This is a genomic window from Micromonospora cathayae (assembly GCF_028993575.1).
Taxonomy (GTDB): Bacteria; Actinomycetota; Actinomycetes; order Mycobacteriales; family Micromonosporaceae; genus Micromonospora; species Micromonospora cathayae.
In genome coordinates, this window is sequence record NZ_CP118615.1 from 5,255,520 (window position 1) to 5,275,262 (window position 19,743).

General features: G+C 74.1%; 18 protein-coding genes. 1 reads left to right on the forward strand and 17 read right to left on the reverse strand.

Translation table 11 applies throughout. The features are described from left to right. Positions 1 to 136: 136 nt before the first annotated feature. The gene (locus PVK37_RS23550; protein WP_275029914.1) at positions 137 to 2,566 is read right to left on the reverse strand and encodes a carbohydrate-binding module family 20 domain-containing protein; all 2,430 of its coding nucleotides are present in this window, start codon (positions 2,564 to 2,566) and stop codon (positions 137 to 139) included. A gap of 414 nt (positions 2,567 to 2,980) precedes the next feature. Beyond that, a complete protein-coding gene (locus tag PVK37_RS23555) occupies positions 2,981 to 4,564 on the reverse strand; it encodes an FAD-dependent monooxygenase (protein WP_275029916.1) in 1,584 nt (527 codons plus the stop codon). Between the two features lie 358 nt (positions 4,565 to 4,922). Here PVK37_RS23555 and PVK37_RS23560 point away from each other — a divergent pair, with 358 nt between their 5' ends. Then, complete coding sequence (locus PVK37_RS23560) at positions 4,923 to 5,240, forward strand: STAS domain-containing protein (RefSeq protein ID WP_275029917.1); 318 nt, start codon at positions 4,923 to 4,925, stop codon at positions 5,238 to 5,240. 137 nt (positions 5,241 to 5,377) lie between these two features. Here PVK37_RS23560 and PVK37_RS23565 read toward each other — a convergent pair whose 3' ends face one another. The 15 genes from PVK37_RS23565 to PVK37_RS23635 all read right to left on the reverse strand — a co-directional run bounded on the left by PVK37_RS23565 (position 5,378) and on the right by PVK37_RS23635 (position 19,740). Further along, positions 5,378 to 6,910, reverse strand: a complete 1,533-nt coding sequence (locus tag PVK37_RS23565; protein ID WP_275029919.1) for an MFS transporter — start codon at positions 6,908 to 6,910, stop codon at positions 5,378 to 5,380. A 49-nt stretch (positions 6,911 to 6,959) separates the two neighbouring features. After that, complete coding sequence (locus PVK37_RS23570) at positions 6,960 to 7,274, reverse strand: hypothetical protein (protein ID WP_275029921.1); 315 nt, start codon at positions 7,272 to 7,274, stop codon at positions 6,960 to 6,962. Positions 7,275 to 7,450: 176 nt separating this feature from the next. Further along, complete coding sequence (locus PVK37_RS23575) at positions 7,451 to 8,293, reverse strand: 4'-phosphopantetheinyl transferase family protein (protein ID WP_275029922.1); 843 nt, start codon at positions 8,291 to 8,293, stop codon at positions 7,451 to 7,453. A gap of 10 nt (positions 8,294 to 8,303) precedes the next feature. After that, the gene (locus tag PVK37_RS23580; RefSeq protein WP_275029923.1) at positions 8,304 to 9,458 is read right to left on the reverse strand and encodes an acyl-CoA dehydrogenase family protein; all 1,155 of its coding nucleotides are present in this window, start codon (positions 9,456 to 9,458) and stop codon (positions 8,304 to 8,306) included. Beyond that, entirely contained in the window at positions 9,455 to 10,291 is an 837-nt protein-coding gene (locus PVK37_RS23585) for a hypothetical protein (protein WP_275029925.1), read from the reverse strand. The genes PVK37_RS23580 and PVK37_RS23585 overlap by 4 nt, the downstream gene beginning before the upstream one ends. Further along, the gene (locus PVK37_RS23590; protein WP_275029926.1) at positions 10,288 to 11,331 is read right to left on the reverse strand and encodes an RNA-dependent RNA polymerase family protein; all 1,044 of its coding nucleotides are present in this window, start codon (positions 11,329 to 11,331) and stop codon (positions 10,288 to 10,290) included. Before PVK37_RS23590 ends, PVK37_RS23585 begins: the two co-directional genes overlap by 4 nt. Before the next feature lie 3 nt (positions 11,332 to 11,334). Then, the gene (locus PVK37_RS23595) at positions 11,335 to 11,601 is read right to left on the reverse strand and encodes an acyl carrier protein (protein WP_275029928.1); all 267 of its coding nucleotides are present in this window, start codon (positions 11,599 to 11,601) and stop codon (positions 11,335 to 11,337) included. 35 nt (positions 11,602 to 11,636) lie between these two features. Beyond that, on the reverse strand, positions 11,637 to 12,905 hold the full coding sequence (locus PVK37_RS23600) for an alanine racemase (RefSeq protein ID WP_275029929.1): 1,269 nt from the start codon (positions 12,903 to 12,905) through the stop codon (positions 11,637 to 11,639). Further along, positions 12,898 to 14,283 carry a preATP grasp domain-containing protein gene (locus tag PVK37_RS23605; protein ID WP_275029931.1) on the reverse strand — a complete coding sequence of 462 codons (1,386 nt, stop codon included), beginning with the start codon at positions 14,281 to 14,283 and terminating at the stop codon, positions 12,898 to 12,900. The genes PVK37_RS23600 and PVK37_RS23605 overlap by 8 nt, the downstream gene beginning before the upstream one ends. 72 nt (positions 14,284 to 14,355) lie before the next feature. Further along, positions 14,356 to 15,285, reverse strand: coding sequence for a 3-oxoacyl-[acyl-carrier-protein] synthase III C-terminal domain-containing protein (locus PVK37_RS23610; RefSeq protein WP_275029932.1), 930 nt, complete (start codon positions 15,283 to 15,285; stop codon positions 14,356 to 14,358). After that, the gene (locus tag PVK37_RS23615) at positions 15,282 to 16,565 is read right to left on the reverse strand and encodes a glutamate synthase-related protein (protein ID WP_275029933.1); all 1,284 of its coding nucleotides are present in this window, start codon (positions 16,563 to 16,565) and stop codon (positions 15,282 to 15,284) included. The genes PVK37_RS23610 and PVK37_RS23615 overlap by 4 nt, the downstream gene beginning before the upstream one ends. Further along, entirely contained in the window at positions 16,562 to 17,569 is a 1,008-nt protein-coding gene (locus tag PVK37_RS23620) for an asparagine synthetase A (protein WP_275029935.1), read from the reverse strand. Before PVK37_RS23620 ends, PVK37_RS23615 begins: the two co-directional genes overlap by 4 nt. A gap of 74 nt (positions 17,570 to 17,643) precedes the next feature. Continuing rightward, positions 17,644 to 18,882, reverse strand: a complete 1,239-nt coding sequence (locus PVK37_RS23625; RefSeq protein ID WP_275029937.1) for a methylaspartate mutase — start codon at positions 18,880 to 18,882, stop codon at positions 17,644 to 17,646. Then, complete coding sequence (locus PVK37_RS23630; RefSeq protein ID WP_275029939.1) at positions 18,879 to 19,328, reverse strand: cobalamin B12-binding domain-containing protein; 450 nt, start codon at positions 19,326 to 19,328, stop codon at positions 18,879 to 18,881. Before PVK37_RS23630 ends, PVK37_RS23625 begins: the two co-directional genes overlap by 4 nt. A gap of 205 nt (positions 19,329 to 19,533) precedes the next feature. After that, complete coding sequence (locus PVK37_RS23635; RefSeq protein WP_275029941.1) at positions 19,534 to 19,740, reverse strand: MbtH family protein; 207 nt, start codon at positions 19,738 to 19,740, stop codon at positions 19,534 to 19,536. Between the last annotated feature and the right edge of the window lie 3 nt (positions 19,741 to 19,743).

Sequence of the window (19,743 nt, forward strand, 5' to 3'; positions counted from 1 at the left end):
AAAGCGCTTTCCCCGCCGACGGTACGAACCGGCATTCAGTCGTGTCAACCTCTGCCGGCCCCGTTCCCACCCCACGGCGCTGGCCGGCCCCGCAGGTCGGGGCCGGCCAGTGTGGTGCCGCCGGTCGGGGGTCCGGTCAGCTCCAGGTGTCGGTCCGGGTGAGGGAGCCCGACGCCGGGGTGGTGAAGCTCCGGTTGCCGCCGCTCTCCCAGGTGACCGAGCCGTCCGGGTTCTTCTTGAGGTACTTGTACTCGACCGCGGTGTTCGGCGGCAGGTTCACCGTCGCCCGCCACACCGGGTAGCTGGCCGAGGAGAGCGGTACCGCGTTGGCCGGGTTCCAGCCGCCCAGGGCCGCGACGTTGCCGACCACGAAGACGTTCTGCCCGTAGTAGGTGCTGGCGGTGGCGGCGAACGAGGCGGCGACCGCCGAGGTGACGGTGTCGCCCCGGAAGGTCTCGGTGACCGCGTACGTGCCGCTGGCCGGGGTGGTGAGGGTCCGGTTGTCGCCGGACTCCCAGGTCACCGCGCCCGAGCTGGTCTTCTTGATGAACTTGAACGCCACCGCCGTGGACTTCGGCAGGTCGACCGTGCCCCGGAAGACGTTGCCGCCCTGGGCGGTCAGCTTGACCGCGCTGGCCGGGGCCCAGGAGCCGAGCGCCGGGACGCTGCCGACCACGTACACGTCCTGGCCGCTGCCGGTGGTGGCGGTGACCGTGAAGGTGGTGGCGACGTCGTCGGTGACCGGGCCGGGGACGTAGGTGTCGGTCCGGGTCGCGGTGCCGCTGGCCGGGGTGGTGAAGCTGCGGTCGGTGGCCTCCTGGCCGACCACGGTGCTGCCGTTCTTGACCAGGTACCGGTAGGCGACCGCAGTGCTGGCCGGCAGCGCGACGGTGGTGGTCCAGGTGCTGCCGCTGCCGGTGAGCGCGACCGCGTTGGCGGCGCTGCCGTTGCCGAGCGCGGCGTTGTTGCCCACCAGGTGCAGGGTCTGGCCGGCGGTCAGCGCGGCGGTGGCGGTGAAGGTGGTGGCGACGGTGACGCCCGGGGTGGCCTTCGCGTTGACGTGGATGGCGACGGCGTTGTTGGCCGGGATGGTCACGGTGGCCCGGCCGCCGGAGACGGTGACCCGGCCGCCGGTGCAGCCGGAGCCGCCGGCGGTGCCGGAGATGACGTCGCAGTACTCGCCGTCGGCCAGGCCGGTGGTGAAGGTGGCGGTGGTGGCGGTGCCGGAGTCGTTGATGCCGATCCAGGCCCGGTCGCCCCGGTGGAAGCCGACGACGTTGCTGTTGACGGTGGTGAAGTCGGAGACGGTCTTGACCGGGCGGGCGGCGTTCGCCCAGCCGACCATGCCCTTGATGCCGGTGGTCTGGCTCAGGCAGGTCCAGGCCGCGCCGCAGACGGTGTCGGTGACGAAGCCGCTGCCGTTGGCGGGCGGCGACTGGTTGCGGTTGGTCCAGGTGAAGCTGTCGTAGACCGACGGCTTGCCGTGCGGGTAGGCCAGCGCGAAGTAGTTCGCCAGCACGTAGTCGGTGCCGTTCTTGTAGGACAGCACCACCCCGTCACGCTCCAGGTCGTGGTTGGTGACCATGGCGAAGACGTTGGCGCTCGGCGCGTCGAGGTTCCAGCTCGGCACGTTGGCCAGCGCCGAGATCGAGCCCTGGAAGGCGGACCGGATGCCCTTGGCGTACGCGAAGTCCAGCACGTCACCGTTGCCGATGAAGGCCCGCGCCTGCAGGGCCGGGTTGCTGGCCCCGTCGAAGATCTCCTGGGCCACGTACGGGCGCTTGCCCTCCGCGACGGTGTTGTTCAGCTTGCCGAGGATCGCCGCGAAGTCGTCCTTCCTGACGTGCTTGACCGCGTCCACCCGGAACCCGTCGACGCCGAGGCCGATCAGGTCGTTGAGGTAGTTGGCGATCTTGGTGCGGACGCTGTCCTTCTCGGTGTACAGGTCGGACAGGGAGAGCAGCTCGCAGCTGGTGACCTGGGCCTCGTTGTTCCAGTCGGTGATGGTGCCGTTGGTCGGGCAGTTGTCGCCGGGGCGGTGGAAGTCACCGTCACCGTAGGGCACCGCCGGGTAACCGTACCCGGAGAACTGGGTGCCGGCGTACCCGACGGAGCCGGCCGGGTTGTTCGTCCCGGCCATGTGGTTGACCACCGCGTCCACGTACACCCGCACGCCCGCGTTGTGGCAGGCGGTGACCATCGCGGCGAACTGCTGCCGGTTGCCGAACCGGCTCTCCAGCTTGTACGACACCGGCTGGTACACCTCGTACCAGGGGTGGACGCCGTCGGGGCTGTTGGGGAGGCTGACCGACTCCTGCGGCGGGGCCACCTGGACCGCGCCGTACCCGGCCGGGCCGAGGTGGTTGGTGCAGGCCGCGGCGACGGACGGCCAGTTCCACTCCCACAGGTTGGCCGTCACCTCGCTGTCGTTGAGGGTGACGGCGGCCCGCGCGGGGGTCGCGGGCTGGGTCAGCGCGACCGCCGGGGCGACCCCGGTGGCGACGAGGGCGGCGGTGAGCAGGATGCGGCCGGCGCGGGAGCGCAGGGGTGGTCGCAGACGTGGCATGGGACGGGGACCTTCTTCCGGGGTCGAAGAGGCACTGGCGAGAATGGACGGCCATCCGTGTTAGCAGAACCTTGCAGCACAGCTGCAACCTTCGCAAGACTTTGCAGCAAGATTCTCGAAACCTGCCGGCAACAGATTGGTCGGCGGCGGGCCAGGCAGTGCCACCTACAGGATGGCGGAAGGGGCTTCCGGGCCGGCGAATCAGGCCCCTCGATCGACGGGGAACGACGACCGGAACCCGACAGATCCCGCACCCTCCCCGGAAGACGTTCCATCTTTCGCAACCGCTTGCGAAGCATCGAGCCGGCAGCGGATCGGCGGTCGCGTGGCCCGGGGCGGCATGGCGACCGGGTATCCGGCAACCGCCGGGACCGGCAGCGGGCCGGCGTGCCCGCCGGGCGCAGCAGGAGGGACTCAGCCGTGCGGGCCAGGACCGTGCGGTTCGCCGAACCAGGCTCGCAGCGCCTCGGGGAGCTGATCCGGGCCGTCCGGGCCGAGGGCCCACGCGACGTAGCCGTCCGGCCGGACGAGCAGGGCGTCAGCGGGAGGTTCCGGTGCGTGGGCGGTGACGAGGTCGACGCGGTCGCGCCACGGGCCGCTCAGGTCGGCGAGGTGGCCGGAGTCGGTGAGGTCCACCAGCAGCGGCCGGCCCGGACGCGCGAGTTCGGCGAGGCGGGTGTCGCGGGACCCGACCCGGAGATCGAGGTCCGGGGCGAACCGACCGGCCAGCGGGTGTGGGGTGCCGGAATGCGTCAGGTACTGGACGTCCGCGCCGGCCAGCAGATCGGAGAGGTGTCCGGTGACCTCGGGGGTGTCGAGCAGCTCGGCGACGACCTGGCGGAGCGCGCTGACCGCCGGGCCGGGGGCCATCAGCGCCAGCTGGGCCTGGGTGTGCATGGTGACCCGTTCGGCGGCCGGGCGGCGCTCGGCGTGGTAGCTGTCGAGCAGTCCGGCTGGCACCCAGCCGTGCACCTGCGCGGCCAGTTTCCAGCCCAGGTTGGCCGCGTCCTGCAACCCGAGGTTGAGTCCGGGCGCGCCGACGGCGGGATGCACGTGGGCGGCGTCGCCGGCCAGGAACACCCGGCCCTGCCGGTACGAGTCCGCGATCCGGGTGTTGGCGGCGTACCGGCGGCGCAGCAGGTGCGGGCCGGCCGTGGCGGGCGCGGCAAGCGGCAGGTCCCGGCCGAGGACCCGGTGCAGGCTGGCGCGCACCTCCTCGACGCTGACCGGGATCTCGTCGCTGACCGGGGGCCCGTCCCACTCGAGCACCGACACCATCAGCACACCGGGTTGGTGCGGCGTCACCACGTACGCGCCGCGTTCGGTGCGGTGCCAGGCGTACAGGCCGATCCGGTCACCGCTCGGCAGGACGACAGCGGCGGCGTCGGCGCTGATCGACGACTCCGGTACGGTCACGTGCGCGGCCCGGGAGACGACGCTCGGATCGGTACGGCCGGAGAACGGCACCCCGACCGCCCCGCGTACCCCGCTGCGGGCACCGTCACAACCGACGAGATACCGGGCCCGCAGCTGGTAGTCGCCGTCCGGGCCCTGTACGTGCACGGTCACGGCGTCGTCGTCCTGGCGCAGTTCCCGCAACCGGTGGCCGCGGCGTACGTCCGCACCGAGCTCCCGGGCCCGCTGGTCCAGTAGCGACTCGAGGCGGGCCTGACGGATCTGCAGACCGTGGAGGGGGTGTCCGGCCAGGCCGGACAGTTTCAGGGGCAGCGCACCGAACAGGAACGCGGGAACCGGCTGCGGCCGCCCGTCGCGGCCCCCGAAGGAGTGGTAGAGGCCCCGGTGGTCGAGGAAGCGGACAACCTGCCCCATCAGGGCGTTGGCCTTGTCCGCGGTACTCGGCTCGGACAGCTGCTCCACCACGACCGGACGCACGCCGGCGAGCATCAGCTCACCGGCCAGCAACAGCCCGACCGGGCCGCCACCCACGATCACCACATCGACGTCCACCGGACCGGACCTCCCGTCAGCAGCAGGCATGCCGGGGCACGGTAGCCGTCACCGAAACCGGCGCAACCCACTACCCCTGGTAGCCCGGAACGGCGCGCGTGAGATAATCAGGTGGACGCCGGACAGCCGCGCGTCCGCCCGTCGCGGGCGTCGGACCGGAGTCCGCCCGTCGCGGATCCGGCGGCATCCGCCCGGCGCGCGGCGCTCCGTCCCGTCGGCACCGCCGGGTACCCGACGCCGGGAATCGCGTCGACCTGCGGCGCTTCGGCACGTGTCGGCGGCCCTGATGCTGGGTAGCGTGCATGTGGGTCAAGACGGGTGCCCGGTAGCCTCGCCACGCCGCCGCGCGGGTGAGGTCCCTTGACCGGTACCACCGTCGGGAGCAGCCATGTCGACCGATCGTCTTCGCACCACGGGGCGACCCACCCGGCTCGAAGAGGCGATCATGACGTGCTCCCTCGACGTCGAGGGCAGCGTCACGGTCGTCACGGTCCGGGGTGAGGTCGACATGAGCACGCCCACCGGATCACCGAGCTGGTCGGTCGGGTCGACCGGCCCCGGTCCCATCCGGCTCGTGGTGGACCTGGCCCGGGTGACCTTCCTCGACGCGCACGGCATCACCGCCCTGCTCCGGACCGGAACTGCGTACGCGCCCCGGCCCGGCCGGTCCTGCGGGATCCCGCGCCGTGCGTGTTCCGGGTGCTGACGGTGAACGGGTCCTGGCCGAGTTCGAGCTGCTGCACACCCCGCCGGCCCGTCCCACCGGCCCCCGGCCGGCCGGGAGGCCGGGCGGGGACGACAGCGCGCCGCCACCGTCGACGGTGGCGGCGCGCTGAGGCGGGATCAGGCGGACCGTCCGGCCCCGGCCAGTGTCGGTTGCCCGGCCCGTACGGGCTCGGCGGTGCCGGCGGTGTCGTCGTCCGTCCCGGGGGCGGTGGCCGGTGCGGGGACCGGCTCGCCGAGCGCCTGCCGGGCCGGGTCGGTGACCGCCTGCCGGGCCGGCGGGGTGACGTCCTGCGTCGGCGACGCATCCGCATCCCCGGCCGCCGCCGACGGCTGCGCGGAGCCAGCCGGCGTAGCGGACTGCGCGGAGCCGGCCGGGGTGGCGGACTGCGTGGCATCGGCCGGCGTGGCCGGTTCCGCGGCGTCGGTCGCGGGCACCGGCTGCCGCAGCGCCATGAGCGCGGCGGCCGGTGCGGCCAGCGCGACCACGCCGCAGACCAGCCAGGTGGCGGTCACCCCGATGACCGCGGAGAGCGCCCCGAAGGCCACGATGGAGACCGGGGTGGTGCCGATGCTGGCCAGGGTCAGCATGGACATCGCGGTGCCGAGCCGGGCCCGGGGCGACGCCTGCTGGTAGACGGTGACGATCGCCGGGCCGTTCAGGCCGGCCATCAAACCGACCCCGGCGCCCACCGCGGCGAGGGTGGTCACCGACGGCATCAACGCCATCAGCAGGATGCCGACGCCGATACCGACCCCGCTGAACACGAGCCGGACCAGCAGCGGGATGCGGTGCGCGAGCAGGGCGCCCATGGTGCCGGCGAACAGCGCGCCGGCGCTGAACGCGACCACCACCACGGCGACCGACCCGACGCCCCAGCCCCGGCCGTCGACCAGCAGCGGCAGGGCCACGTCGATCGGCCAGCCGAACGCCATGTCCAGGCAGAACGCGCAGATGAACAGCCAGCGCAGCCGGGCCTGCGAGCGCAGCAGGCGCAGCCCGTCACCGGAGCGGCGCAGCATGTTCTCCCCCGGCGTCCGGGTGCCGCCGGCCATCCCCCGGGTCACCACGAACACACCGACGAAGGAGACCGCGCAGGTGACCGAGACGGCCGCCATGGCGACCCACAGCTCCCCGGTGGCGATCATCCACGCGCCGATCGGCGCGCCGACGATCGGCGCGAGCCGGGTCACCATCGCCGACAGCGAGTTCGCCCGGGCCAACTGGTCGCCCTCGGCGAGCCGGGGCATCAGGCTCTGGCTGGCCGGGCTGCCCATGCCCAGCAGCACCCCCTCGATGGCGGCGATCACCACCAGCGGCCAGAACCAGCCGGTGGTCAGGGTGACCGCCGCCCCGGCGGCGAGCAGCAGCGCCCGCGCCGACGTGGTACGCAGCAGCACGAAACGGGGCCCGAGCATGTCGGTGACCGGGCCGGAGAAGACCAGGGTCAGCGCCCGGGGAAGCGTACCGGCGAGCATCAACGTGGTGATCGCGCCCGCGCCACCGAGCTGCACGGCGGTCCAGCCCAGCGCCACCAGCAGGACGTAGTCCCCGGTCAGCGACAGGGCCTGGCTGGCGGTCAGGGTCATGACCTTCCGCCACTGGATCGCCGCCCGCGCGCCGGCCGGGGCGGACGTGTCAGCAGGTGTCATCGGTGTGCCTCTCACTGGGGAAGCCCTGGCCGGGCTCCGTGCGGTGTCGTCAGGGGATCGTCGGGCAGGGGCAGCCGCCGGAGCCGGCACAGCCCGGGGTGGCCGGCCAGCGTCGCGGCGGCGGGACCTGGACGGAGCCGCAGCCACCACGCAGCACGTTCTCCACCGCGCGGGCGGCGGCGAGCCGCTCGTCGGCCAGCGGCGTCCGGGCGCCGGCGGTGACCTCCAGGTTGCCGCCCAGGTGGGAGCGACCCAGCCGGGCCAGCGCCTCGGCGGCCCCGTGGATGGCCGCCGTCCGGTCCGCCGGGCAGCTGGTCAGCACGGGCACGTCCGACGGGACGAACCGGACCCGGACCGCGTCCACAGCCGGACCCGCGCCCGGACAGCGCCCGTGGACGCCGTCCGGGGCGGGTGACGCCGTACCCGACCGGCGGGGCGGTGCCGGGTCGGGTACGGCCGTCGGAGGTCCGGGACGGGCCCGGGTACGACCCGGTACGCCGGCCGGCCGGTAGGCGCGTCCACCGGTGATCGGGTGACACCTCATCGGTTCCCCCTCTGGCCGCTGGACAGGACCGGACTGCCGTGCCCGAAACGGTACGGATTCCCCGGGCGCTCCCCCGGCGGTTGATCGGGCAGCACAGCGGCACCTTCGGCCCGTCCGGACCAGTCCCACTCGAACAGCCGCAGCCGGCCCGGCCGGTCGCCGGTGGTGGCGAGCGCGGCGACGAACCCCGGTGGTGCGGGCAGGTCCCGCAGCGTCCAGCGCTGGCCGGCCAGCGCGCCGGCTCCTTCCACCACGCCGGGTACCAGCACGCTGAGCCGCAGGCCCTCCAGGAACCGACCGCCACTGGCCTTCACGCAGGCCTCCTTTCTGGACAGGAACCGGTGGTACGCGGCCCGCTGCCCGGCCGGATCGGCGTGGCCGGCGACGACGGCGGCCTCGTCCGGGGGGAGGAACCGTTCGGCCAGCGGGACCGCGTCGGTGCCGTCCCGGATCTCCTCCAGGTCGACGCCGACCGGTCCGGTCAGGCAGACGGCGAGCAGGGCGTGCCCTCCGGAGCGGCTGAGGCTCCACCGCCACTGCCGCCACGGGCCGGCGAAGGCCGGTTTGCCGTTCGGTCCCCGGGCCCAGTGCAGCGCGTACCCGGCGACGCCGAGGTACCCACCGAGGACGGTGCGCAGCGCGCCGTGCGCGGCGACGAAGCGCTGCGCGGCCACCCGGTCGCGCAGGTCGGCGGCGCGTCGCCGTTCGTCGGCGTCGAGCAGCGCGGTGACCAGGCGGGTCGTCTCGGCGTCCACGTCGAGGCCGATGCGCCAGATGTCCGCGCCGGGTGGCGGGTCGACGACCGGTGGGAGGAGCGTCGGGCCGGCCCGGCAGCCCACCCGCCCCACCTCAGGCCGCCCTCGCGTCGCCGAGCCGCCCCTGCAGGTAGCCCTGGGCCAGGGTGAGGCGTTGGATGTTGCCGGTGCCCTCCATGAACTCGAAGGCCCGCGCGTCGCGGACCAGCTTGTCCAGCAGCGGGTGCTCCCAGCGGGCGCCCGGCCCGAGCAGCCGGGCGGCGGTGGTGGTGACCTCCTCGGCGAGCCGGGTGGCCCGGATCTTCGCCGCCGAGGCGAGGGTGCCGTCGGCCGGGTTCCGGTCGGCGGCGCGGGCGGCGGCCAGCACCAGGGCGCGGGTGCCGGCGAGGCGCTGCGCCCAGTCGTCGAGCTGGTGCCGTTCGTCGGCCCGGAACCGTCGGCGTGCGGTGGTCAGGTAGTCGTAGCCGGCCTGGGCGACGCCGAGGGCGAGGCAGGACACCACCGGCCGGTACCGGTTGAAGGTGCGGGTGGCCGCCCACATGCCCTGCCGGGTGGCGGAGCGGTGCCGGCCGAGCACGTCGGCGGGGTCGATCGGCAGGTCGGTCATCCGTAGTTCGCTCAGTTGCAGGCCGCGCAGCCCGAGGGTGGACAGCGGCACGCCGGTGAAGCCGGGCCGGCCGGTGTCGACCAGCACGGCGACCACGCCGAGCGGGCCGGCGTTACGGCGGGCGAAGACCACGCCGATGCGGGCGCGGGCGCCGTTGCCCACGTACCGCTTGGTGCCGGTGAGCAGCAGCCGGTCGCCGTCGGGGCGCAGCGTGGTGCCCATGCTGTTCGGGTCGGAGCCGTGCGCCGGTTCGGTCATCCCGAAGAACGTCCAGGTGGGACCGTCGGCGACCACCTGCCAGTACCGGTCGGCCTGGTCGTCGTCGGCGAGTTCGCTGATCACGAAGCCGGACATGGACGGGCCGGGCAGGGCCAGCACCGCGCCCGCGTCGGCGCGGGCCAGTTCCTCCAGCACGGTGACCTGTTCGACGGCGCTGTCGAGCAGGACGGGACGGCCGGCGATCCGCAGCGGGTCCGCGTTGTACGCGGCGGGCAGCCCGACGAGCTGCCGCCAGGGCAGCGCGCCGTCCAGGACGGTGCCGGCGAGGGAGGGGTCGCGGTCCAGGTCCAGCGCGGTGGCCCGCAGGGTGTCGGCGTACTCGCGGGCCCGGGCCCGCAGGGCGGGGAGCACGTCGTCGGTCATGTCGCCTCCAGTGCGGTCGGCGGCGGGTAGGTGTCGGCCAGCAGCTCGGAGACGCGCGCTTCGCCGCCCGGCCCGTCGGCCAGGAAGCCGGCCGCGCCGAACAGGTGCAGGCAGGTCCGGCCGACCTCGTCCAGGCTCTGGTGGACCCGGGTCAGGTCGAGCGGGGTCGGGTCGGTGTCCAGCAGCGCGCGGGCCTCGGCGATGCCGGCGGCGGCGTCGGCGACCAGGCCGCGCACCATGGGCAGGTTGAGGGTGGTGGTGCCGGCGACGCTGCGGCCGCGCAGGTGTGCGGCGGCCCGGTTGAGCAGCCGTTCGGCCAGGCCCAGCCGGATCCAGGCGACGCCGGTGGTCCAGTCCGGCCCGGCCGGGCCGCCGTCGGGGAACCGTCGGGCGACCAGGTCGCCGATCCGGCCGAGTTCCGGCCCGGCGCCGTCCCGGGGACGGGGGCCGGCCGGGGTGGTGTACCGGTCGCAGGTGGCGTCCACGTCCGCCGGGAGCAGGGTGTGTCCGCCCGGCCCGACCGGGAGGACGGCGGGGCTGGTGGCGGCGTGCAGGGCGGTGAGCGCGGCGGCCGGCCCGTCGGTGTACGCGACCAACCGGTGCCGGCGCGGGTCGACGCCGCCGGCCGGGTCGGAGGCGCCGGCCGCCCGCCGCGGGTCGACGGTGCCGGCCGGATCGCCGGTCCGGGTGCCGCTGACCGGCCCCGGCCCGTCGGCGCTGCCGGCACGGGTCGGTCGGGCCGCGTCGGCGCGGCCCGTCGGGACGGTGCCGGGCGTGGCCGTGGGCCGGGTCGTCCCGGCGGGGCCGGGCGGCGGGGTGACGGTGACGGTCATCGGACCAGCTCCCGGGTGCGGCGGGGGCGGGCCGCGCCGTCGGCGGCACCGGGTGGTCCGGCCGGCCCGGCCGGGTGGCCGTGGTCGGCGCGGACGGTGACCGGTCGGCCCCGCCCGACGGTGTGCTGCGCCGGGGTCTCCGGGCGGTCCGCCGGCAGGGTGAGGGTGACCGCGCACCGGTACGGCAGCACCGGATCGCGGTCGGTGACCAGCACCCGCCCGGCCGGGCGGTGCGGATCGGCCAGCAGGTCGGCCAGGGCCAGCCACACCCCGGCGCACGGGTGGCCGGTGGGGGCGTGCCGCACCGGCACCCCGGCCGGCACGCTCTCCGGGCCGGCCCCGGCGACGATCAGGTCGACCTCGGGCAGGTCCGCGCCGGCACGGTCCTCGGTGGGCAGGTCCGCGCCGGGCCGGGCGGCGGTGGAAAGGTCCGCCGGGCCGGGGCCGGTACGGGTCACGACCAGGGTCGGCGCGTCGACGGCGACGGTGCCGTCCGGGCCGAGCAGCAGCGCCACCGCCACGTCGTGTGCCGGCCGGGTGCCGCCCGGCGGCAGCGTGGACTGCTCCATGACCAGGATCAGCGCCCGCCTGGCCTGCCCGGCCCGCAGCTGCTGGTGGGCGATGCGCAGCGCGGTGAACGGGCCGGCCACGCCCTGCTCGGTGACGCCCATCATCAGCGGGTCACCGGGGAGCAGTTCGGTGAGCAGCGCACCGGGGAAGCTCTGGTGCCGGCAGTCGGGGGTGGCGTCCACGGTGACCACCAGGTCCACGTCGGTCAGGGCCGGGCCGAGGTCGTCGACCACGGTCCGGACCATGTCGTGGTAGCTGACCCGGGCCCCCTCGGTGAGCCAGGACAGGTCGTCGAGCGGCCCGTACAGCGACTCCATGTGGTCGACGAACGGCTTGCGTTCCTCGGCGGTGGGCGCGGGGCCGGGGTCGGGGGCGAAGGTGAAGCCGACGATGCGTTCGAGGGCCGGTCCGGCCGCGTCACCTGGCGCGACCGGACCGGTGGACCCCCCGAGCCGCCGCAGGACCGGCACCGGTCAGCGGCTCTCGGCGATGAAGGCGGCCAGCGAGCCGACCGTCTCCAGGTGGGACTGCTCCAGGCCCTCCGGGTCGACCTGCATGTCCAGGGCGTCCTCCAGGGCCATCAGCAGGCCGAGCACGCTGGTGGAGTCCAGGCTGAGGTCGTCGAAGAGGCGGGTCTGCTCGGTGACGTCGGTCAGTTCCTGGCCGAGCACCTCCTCGAGGGCGACGACGATGGCGGAGACGATCTGGGCGTTGGCGGTGTCGTGGGCGGTGACGGTCATCGGAGGTACCTGCCTTTTCTCGGAAGAGGGGGGTGTCAGTTGAAGTCGTGCAGGATCTGGGCGGCGAGCATGCTCGCCACGTCGTCGCGGGTGCGGATCAGGCGCGGTCGGCCGTCGTGCACCAGCACCTCGGCCGGGTAGCCGTGGCTGAGGAAGTACACCGGCGAGGCGGTCGGGCCGTACGCGCCGGAGCGGGCCACCCCGACCACGTCGCCGGGGGCCAGGTCGGCGGGGAGTTCGACGGCCTTGCCGAGGGTGTCGTTGGGGGTGCACAGCGGGCCGGTGACGTTCCACTTGACCGGCTCGGCGGCGCTGTCCCGGTTGATCAGGCTCATCGGGAAGTTGCGCTTGACGAACGAGCCGATGCCGACCGCGGCCATGTGGTGGTTGGTGCCGCCGTCGGCGACGGCGAACCGCTCCCCCATCGACTCCTTGACGTAGCGGACCTGCACCGCGTACGTGCCGCTGTGGCCGACCAGGTAGCGGCCCAGCTCCATCACCAGGCGGGTGTCCGGGTGCCGGTCGTGGAACGCGGCGAAGACCGGGTTGAGCTGGTCGGTCAGCACCACCGGGTCGAGGTCCCGCTCGCCGGCGAAGTACGCCACGCCGAGGCCGCCGCCGACGTCCACCACCTCCAGGGGTACGCCGAGGTGGTCACCGAGCCGTTCGGCCAGCTCCAGGATCCGGGTGGTGTTCTCGACGATCATGGCCTCGTCGAGGAACCGGGTGCCCATGTACGCCTGGAAGCCGACCAGCCGGATGTTGCGGTGCCGCCCGGCCAGGTCGGGGGCGTCCAGCAGGGCGGCCTCGTCGATGCCGAACTGGCGGGGCTTGCCGCCCATGGTCAGGCCGCTGCCCTTGACCGCGAAGCTCGGGTTGACCCGCAGCACCACCCGGGCGGTGGTGGCCAGCCCCTCGGCCAGCTCGTCGATCAGCGCCAGCTCGCCGAAGGACTCGCAGATGAGGGTGATCTCCTCCTTCAGGCAGGCGGTCAGCTCGTGGTGGCTCTTGCCGGGGCCGAGGAACATGATCTGGTCGGCCGGTACGCCGGCCCGCTGGGCGGTGACCAGCTCGGTCATCGAGGACACCTCGGCGCGGGCGCCGAGGGAGTGCAGCAGCGCGCAGATGCTGACGTTCGGGTTGGCCTTCAGCGAGAAGAACATCTCCACCGCCGGGTGCAGCCGGTCGCGCAGCCCGCGGAACTGGGCCTCGATGACGCCGCCGTCGTAGGCGTACAGCGGGGTGCCGTACCGCTCGACGAGTTCGGTGACCGGGACACCCCCGACCGAGGTCGACTCAGACATTGACGGTCTCCTTCCGGACGGTCGCCACCACGGCGGTGTCGAGGTCGGTCAGCTCCTGCTCGGAGCGGGCCAGCAGCAGGCCGTAGAGGCGGCCGGCGAAGGGGCGCGGGTCGTCGTCCGGGCCGGGGGCGGCGGCGTTGACCGTGGCGAAGTTGTTGACCAGCAGGCCGGTACCCCGGGCGGGGTCGAACAGCAGGTCGCCGAGCTGGTCGCGGAGCGCGGCGAAGCCGACCGGGGCGGTCAGGCTCAGGTCGTACTGGCGGGCCAGGGCGACGGTGTCCGGGCCCATGAACCGCTCCTGGAGGGCGGTCTGGTAGGTGGACATGTTGTTCCGGGCGTTGATCTCCAGTACCGGCAGCAGGCCGCCGTCGGTGGTGGTGATGGCGTCCACGCCGACCACGCCGTGGAAGCCGTCGGCGTGCAGCCGGGCACCGAGCCGGTCGGCGGCGTCCATCAGCTGCGCGGCGTGCGCGGCGGAGATCCGGGCCGGGATGCGGTGTCCCTTGTGCACCCCGTTCTCGGTCAGCGCCTCCTTGACGAAGTCGAAGCGGACGCTGCCGTCCCGGCCGACCGTGAAGTGGTAGTTGAGGTCCAGGGCCTTGTCCGCCCACTCCTCCAGGACCAGGGAGATCCGCTGGTCGCCGGTCTTGTCGGCGCGGCGGGCCACCATCCGGACCAGCTGGTCGAGGCGGCGCGGGTCCTCGACCACCACGATGCCCTTGCCGGACACCCCGTACGCGTCCTTGACGCCGACCTTCCGGCCGGCGGCGACCGACACGGCGGCCTCGGTGGCGGCGGCGGCGAACTCGGCGACGGTCTCGCACTCCCAGCCGGTGGCCAGCGGCAGGCCCAGCTCCTTCGCCACCCGGCGGCTGTAGATCTTGCTGTTGACCGCCTTGACCACCGGCACCGGCGGCAGCGCCGGGGCCAGGCCGGTCGACGCGCAGAGCTGGTCCTCCAGGGCGGACTGGCCGTGCGGCAGCAGGTGCGCCCCGGTCCCGGCCAGCTCGCGCAGCGCGGCCTGGAGGTTCGGGGAGCGCAGCGCGTCCTCGCTGACCGTGGCGGCCGGGTCGGACCGGTCGGTGAGCAGGATGGTGGGCAGGTCGATGCCGATGGCGGCCAGCCAGGCCAGGTAGTCGGGGTCCGGGGCGGACTTCAGCACGACGTGGTCGCCCGGGCCGGCGAGCAGCACGGCGAACTCGTCCATCCGGTTGACGATGGCGGTGGAGGCGCGACCACCGACGGTGGGCAGGCCGACCTCGTCGCGGGCCCACTCGTCCTCGACCTCGAAGTTGCCGATCAGCACGAACGGGGTGCCGGCGTCACCGGTGCAGGCGCTCTTGACGCCGTCGAGGAACGTCGGGTGGGGCGGAGACATGGGTTCATCCCTTTCTGGTGGACCGGCGGTGCGCCGGGCGGGGTCGGCGGCGGCGCGGGCCGGTCGGTGGGGTCAGTGGCGCAGGACGGCGGCGGAGAACGTCGCGCCGAGGCCGACGGACGCCATCAGGTACAGGTCACCCGGCCGGAGCCGGTCGGTGTCGCGGGCGTGCACGTAGTTGATGAACGGGTCGGCGGTGAAGCAGTGCCCGGTGACCGGGACGTTGTCCAGGTAGACCCGTTCGATCGGGACGTCGAGGATGCGGCAGGTCCACTGCCAGGAGAGCCGGTTGACGTTGTGCGGCAGGATCAGCGCCAGGTCGTCGACGCCGACCCCGGCCGCCGCGCAGGCGTCCCGGATCACGTCGGCGAGCACGTCGTTGTGCTCCTTGAGGAAGCTCGGGTCCAGCGGGTGCGGCGGGAACTGCTCGGCGTACCGGCCGAGGGTGCGGGTGGCGTAGCCGAGCAGCCGGTCCCGGTCGCCGCCGGCGGAGACCAGGCAGGCGGCGCTGGACTCGCCCATCACCGTGCTCTCCGGGATGATCTCCAGTACCGGGTTGAAGACCTTCTCGCCGGTGAGCACCAGCGCCAGCGCGTCCGGGTCGCCGTCGCCGGCCAGCAGCTGCCCGGCCAGGTCGACAGCGAGCAGGCCGGTGGCGCAGGCGTGCTGGGTGAGGGTGAACGCCACCGCGTTCGGCAGGCCGAGCGCGACGCAGACGTCCTCCACCGGATGCTCTCCGGCGGGGGCGACGGTGGTGACGGTGCGGGCCAGGATGACGTACCGGACCCGGTGTTCGTTGCCGCGCAGCGCGGTCAGCGACGCCACCGCGGCGGTCATCATGCCGCGCAGGTCCAGGTCGGGGGCGCGGCGCACCGACTGGAGGCCGTAGAAGCGGCGGAACGTCCACAGCAGCCGGGGGTCGGCGTCCACGGCGGCGCACACGTCGCCGACGTCGACGGCCAGGTCGGGCAGGTGGCATCCGACGTCCAGCAGCGCGGTCATGCCCGGCCTCCGATGGTGTCCAGGGTGGGTACGGCGGTGGTGGCGGGGCTGCCCGGCCACCACAGGTCGTCCGGGGTGAGCGCGGCGGCGGTGTACCGGCCGAGCGCGCTGACCAGCAGCCGGGCCTCCAGGGCGAGCGCCTCGACCAGCCGGACCAGGCCGTGTTCGGCGTCGGTGTCGACGGCGAGCAGCGCGGCCCGGCCGAGACCGACGGCGGTGGCCCCGGCGGCGAGGGCCTTGACCGCCCGGCCGCCCTCCCAGATCCGGCCGGAGGCGAGCAGGCAGCCGGTGGGGGTGCCGATGCGGCGCAGGCACTCGCCCAGCGGCAGCCCGACCTGGCCGAGGAAGGCGCGCGGGGCCCAGCCGGTGCCGCCCTGCGCCCCGTCCACGGTGACCGCGTCCGCGCCGGCCTGCCAGGCGGTGGCGGCGGCGTGCCCGACGTCCCGGCCGGGGTGGAACTTCACCCACACCCGGGCGCGCGGGAAGTTGTTGCGCATGAACCGGACCTGCTGGCGGAGGATCTCCTCGGTGAAGGTGCCGGGGGTGGCGCAGCGCAGCCAGCCGCCGTCACCGAGGACGTCCCGGACGGCGAACCGGTCGGCCAGCCGGGCGGCGTCGGCGGCGTCCACCACGGTCATCCCGCCCAGGCCGGGCTTGGCGCCCTGGCCGGTCTTCAGTTCGAACGCCAGCCGGCCCGACTCGACCAGCTCACGTACCGACGGGTCGCTGTAGACGAGGTTCCACACCTCGCTGTCGGCGTCCTCGGTGGACTGCTGCACCACCACCCCGCCGAGCTGCGGCGGGCACTCGGCGGCGTACGCCCGCAGCCGGGCCAGGATCGGCGACTCGCTGCCGGCGGCCCGCCGGTACCCGCCCACCGGGACCAGGTTCTCCCCGATCACCATGGGGATGCCGAGCCGGCCGGCCTGGCGGCTGGTGGCGAGGCCGGCGTCCCCGGCGGCGATCCGGGTGGAGCCGAACGCGGAGACGTACACCGGCAGCGGCGAGCGGAACCCGCCGATGGTGGTGGTCAGCTCCACGTCATCGTGGATCGGCTCGCGGGCCAGGTCGATGAGTTTCTCCAGCCGCTGCGGCATGAACACCGGCGGGACCAGCCGGGCGGCGTCCAGGTCGTCGGTGGGCTCGGGGACGTCCTCGCCGCCGGCCCCGAACAGGCGTTGGCCGTACCCGTCGGCCGCCGGGAACACCTCGGCGGTGCCGTGCCGGGCGCGGGCCCGGACCGCCGCCTCGGGGAAGCCGGGGGCGTGCACGCCGGTCACGGGGCCACCACCCCGGGCAGCTTCGGGTACGCGCTGACCTGCCAGAGCGCGTCCAGGCCGGTGAGGAAGCGGACCAGCCGCTGCACGCCCATGCCGAAGCCGGCGCTGGCCGGGATGCCCTCCCGGGCGGCCTTCAGGTACCAGTCGTACTTGGCCGGGTTCTCGCCGCTCTCCCGCATCCGGGTGACGATGGTGGCGTAGTGCGACTCGCGTTCGCTGCCGCTGACCAGCTCGCCGTAGCCACCGTGCGCGATCAGGTCGAAGTTGCGCAGCGTGCCGGGACGCTCCGGGTCCTCCCGGTCGTAGAAGCCCCGGGAACCCTTCGGGTAGTCGGTGACGAAGAACGGCCGGTCCGCCTCCCGGGACAGGGTCTCCTCCCCCACCCAGTCGATCTCGGCGTCGGCGCTCTGCGGGTGTCCGCCGCCGCGCAGCCGGTCGACCGCCTCGGCGTGCGTGCAGACGTCGAACTTGCCGGTCAGCAGCTCGGTGAAGGCCAGCGGGTCACGGCCCAGGTCGGCCAGCACGTCCGGCACGGTGTCCAGCACGTGCCGGGTCACCTCGGTGAGCAGCCCGGCCGCGACGTCCATCGCGTCGTCCCGGGTGGCGTCGGCGATCTCCACGTCGATCTGGTGGAACTCCACCAGGTGCCGGCCGGTGCCGGCGGTCTCCGGTGGCTCGACCCGCACGTTGGGGGCGATGTAGAACAGCTTCGGGAAGCCCCGCAGCGACGCCTGCTTGTAGAGGATCGCGCTGGTCATCAGCTTGTACGGGTGCCCGTAGTAGTCGACGTCGAGGGCCTTGGCGCCCCGCCCGCCGGGGTCGGTGACCGGGCCGACCAGCGGGGGCAGCAGCTCGGTGAAGCCCTGCCCGCGCAGGTACCGCCGGGCCGCGTACAGCGCCTCCTGCTGCACCGCCATGGCGGCCCGGGTCGTCGGGGCGACCAGGTGTTCGCCCAGCGGCGGGGGCGTGGGCGCGGCCGGTGCGGGGTGGTCGGTGGTGGGCATGTCGCCTCCCGGTGTCGTTGGTCGTACCTGCGCGACGGTGGATGTCCTGGGTCGTACCTGCGTGACGGTCGGTGTCATTGGTCGTACCTGCGTGCGACGGTGTGCAGCGCCGACAGCAGTCGCGTCGACGTCATCGCCGGCCGCTCCTCGGCGGTGGCCCTGATCGGCATCCGGCCCACCGACGACCAGCGCAGCCGGCCGGCGTCGTCGATCCAGCTACGGGACCGGCCGGCGTTGTCCGGGTGCAGGCAGTACGGCACGTCGAGGTAGCCGCGCCGGAACGCGGTGTGCAGGGCGACGCCCAGGTCGGCGTCCAGCTCCAGCACCGCCTCGACCAGGCCCCGGGCCTCCGCGTAGATGCCGGTGTCCCCGGGCGGCCCCGGGTCGGGTTCGGTGAGCCCGGCGACCGCCGCGGCGGCCTCCAGGGCCCGGACGTTCTCCTCGACGGTGGGGATCCGGTGCGCCTCGGCGGTGGTCTTCACGATCAGCCGCTGCGCGCCGGCCCGCACCGCCAGCTCGGCGGAGGCTTCGAGCAGCAGCCGGGCCCCGCGCGCGGTGCTGGGGAACGCCCCCATGTAGGTGTAGAGGACCACGTGCCGGTCCACCTGCGCCGGCAGGAACTCGGCGGCCAGCCGGCGCAACGCGTGCACCGCCTCGACGTCCTGCCCGGGGTCGGTCTGCTGGGCGTAGCTCAGCGAGACGCTGGTGATGCCGTGCCGGGCGAAGAAGATCCCCTCCAGCAGGCTGATCGCCACCAGCAGGCCGGGCGGGCAGAGCTGCCCGAGCAGGCAGCCGCCGAAGCTCTCCAGGTGCGCGGTGCCGGGGGCCAGCTCGGCGAGGAGTTCACAGCCGGCGGCCCAGTTGCGCACCGACTCGCGCAGCGGGGTGCGGCCGTACGGCAGGCAGTAGGAGACCGGGCCGCCCTCGGTGGCGTGCAGGCCGGCGGCGGTGAGCGCCCGGATGATCTGCTCCGGTCCGGACGAGCCGTGCCGCACCTGCACCGGGAACGTGTCGTCGTGCACCCCGTCGAGCAGGGCGCGGGTGGTCGCCAGCGGGTAGCTGACGATCGGGTACCCGTTGAGCGGGGTGCCGTCGGTCAGGGCACGGCGGGCGGTGTCGTACGCGCCGACCCGGGTGTAGCTGTCGATGGTGACGGTACCGACCGTGGTGGCCGCCGCGAACCGGGTCCGTTCCAGGCCGGCACGCATCCGGCGCAGGTCACTGAAGCCCATCCGCGGCTGCACGACCAGCTTCCCGGCGTCAGCGGCGTCGGCGACGAACCGGCCGAAGGAGCGCCCGCCCGGGGTGCTCACGCCGGCCGTCCCACCGGGGTCGACGGCTCGGCCGCCAGGTCGGTCAGGAACCGTTCGAAGGCGAGCAGGTCACCGTCGTCGAAGACCGCGTCGTAGCCGGCCGCCCGCAGCCGGGCGACCCGGTCGGCGTCGTCGCGGCCGTCCACCCCGAGCTTGCCGCCGATCACCACCGGCAGGTCGGCCAGCTCCGGCTCGGCCCGCAGCCGGACGATCGCGGCGAGGCCGTCGGCGTACCCGTGGCCGTTGACGCTGCTGACCACCACCAGGTCGGGGGTGTGCTCCCGGCACCGGCGCACCAGCAGGTCCTCCGGCACGCACGGGCCGAGGTTCACCACGTCCAGGCCCTGTTCGGTGAGGAACAGTTCGAGGAACACCAGGTTCCAGGTGTGGGAATCCGAGACGGTGCCGGTCAGGAGGACTTTTCTCGCGCTTTGCGACAGTGCCATGGAGGCTCTCCGAGAGGAATGGGACGGCCGTTCAGGGAAGCGGTTGGCCGCTTCCGGCGGTGCCGTTTTGCACATGTCGAATATAGGAGCGGGCGACCGCCTGAACCGGTAGTTGGAGAGGCAGGAAGGTCGGCAGTCGCGCCGGCCGGCCGGACACGACGACGGCCCCCCGCGCCGGTGCGGGGGGCCGTCGTGACCAGGGGTTTTATGCGTACTGCGCGACCAGGCTGCGGGGCCGGATGTCGGTCCAGGAGCGCTCCACGTGGTCCAGGCACTCCTGCCGGGCCGCCGGCCCGAAGGCGGTCTGCCAGCCGCCGGGCACGGCCGCGAACACCGGCCAGAGGGAGTGCTGCCCCTCGTCGTTGGTCAGGACCAGGAAGGTGCCGTCGTTGTCCTCGAACGGATTCGCCATTGT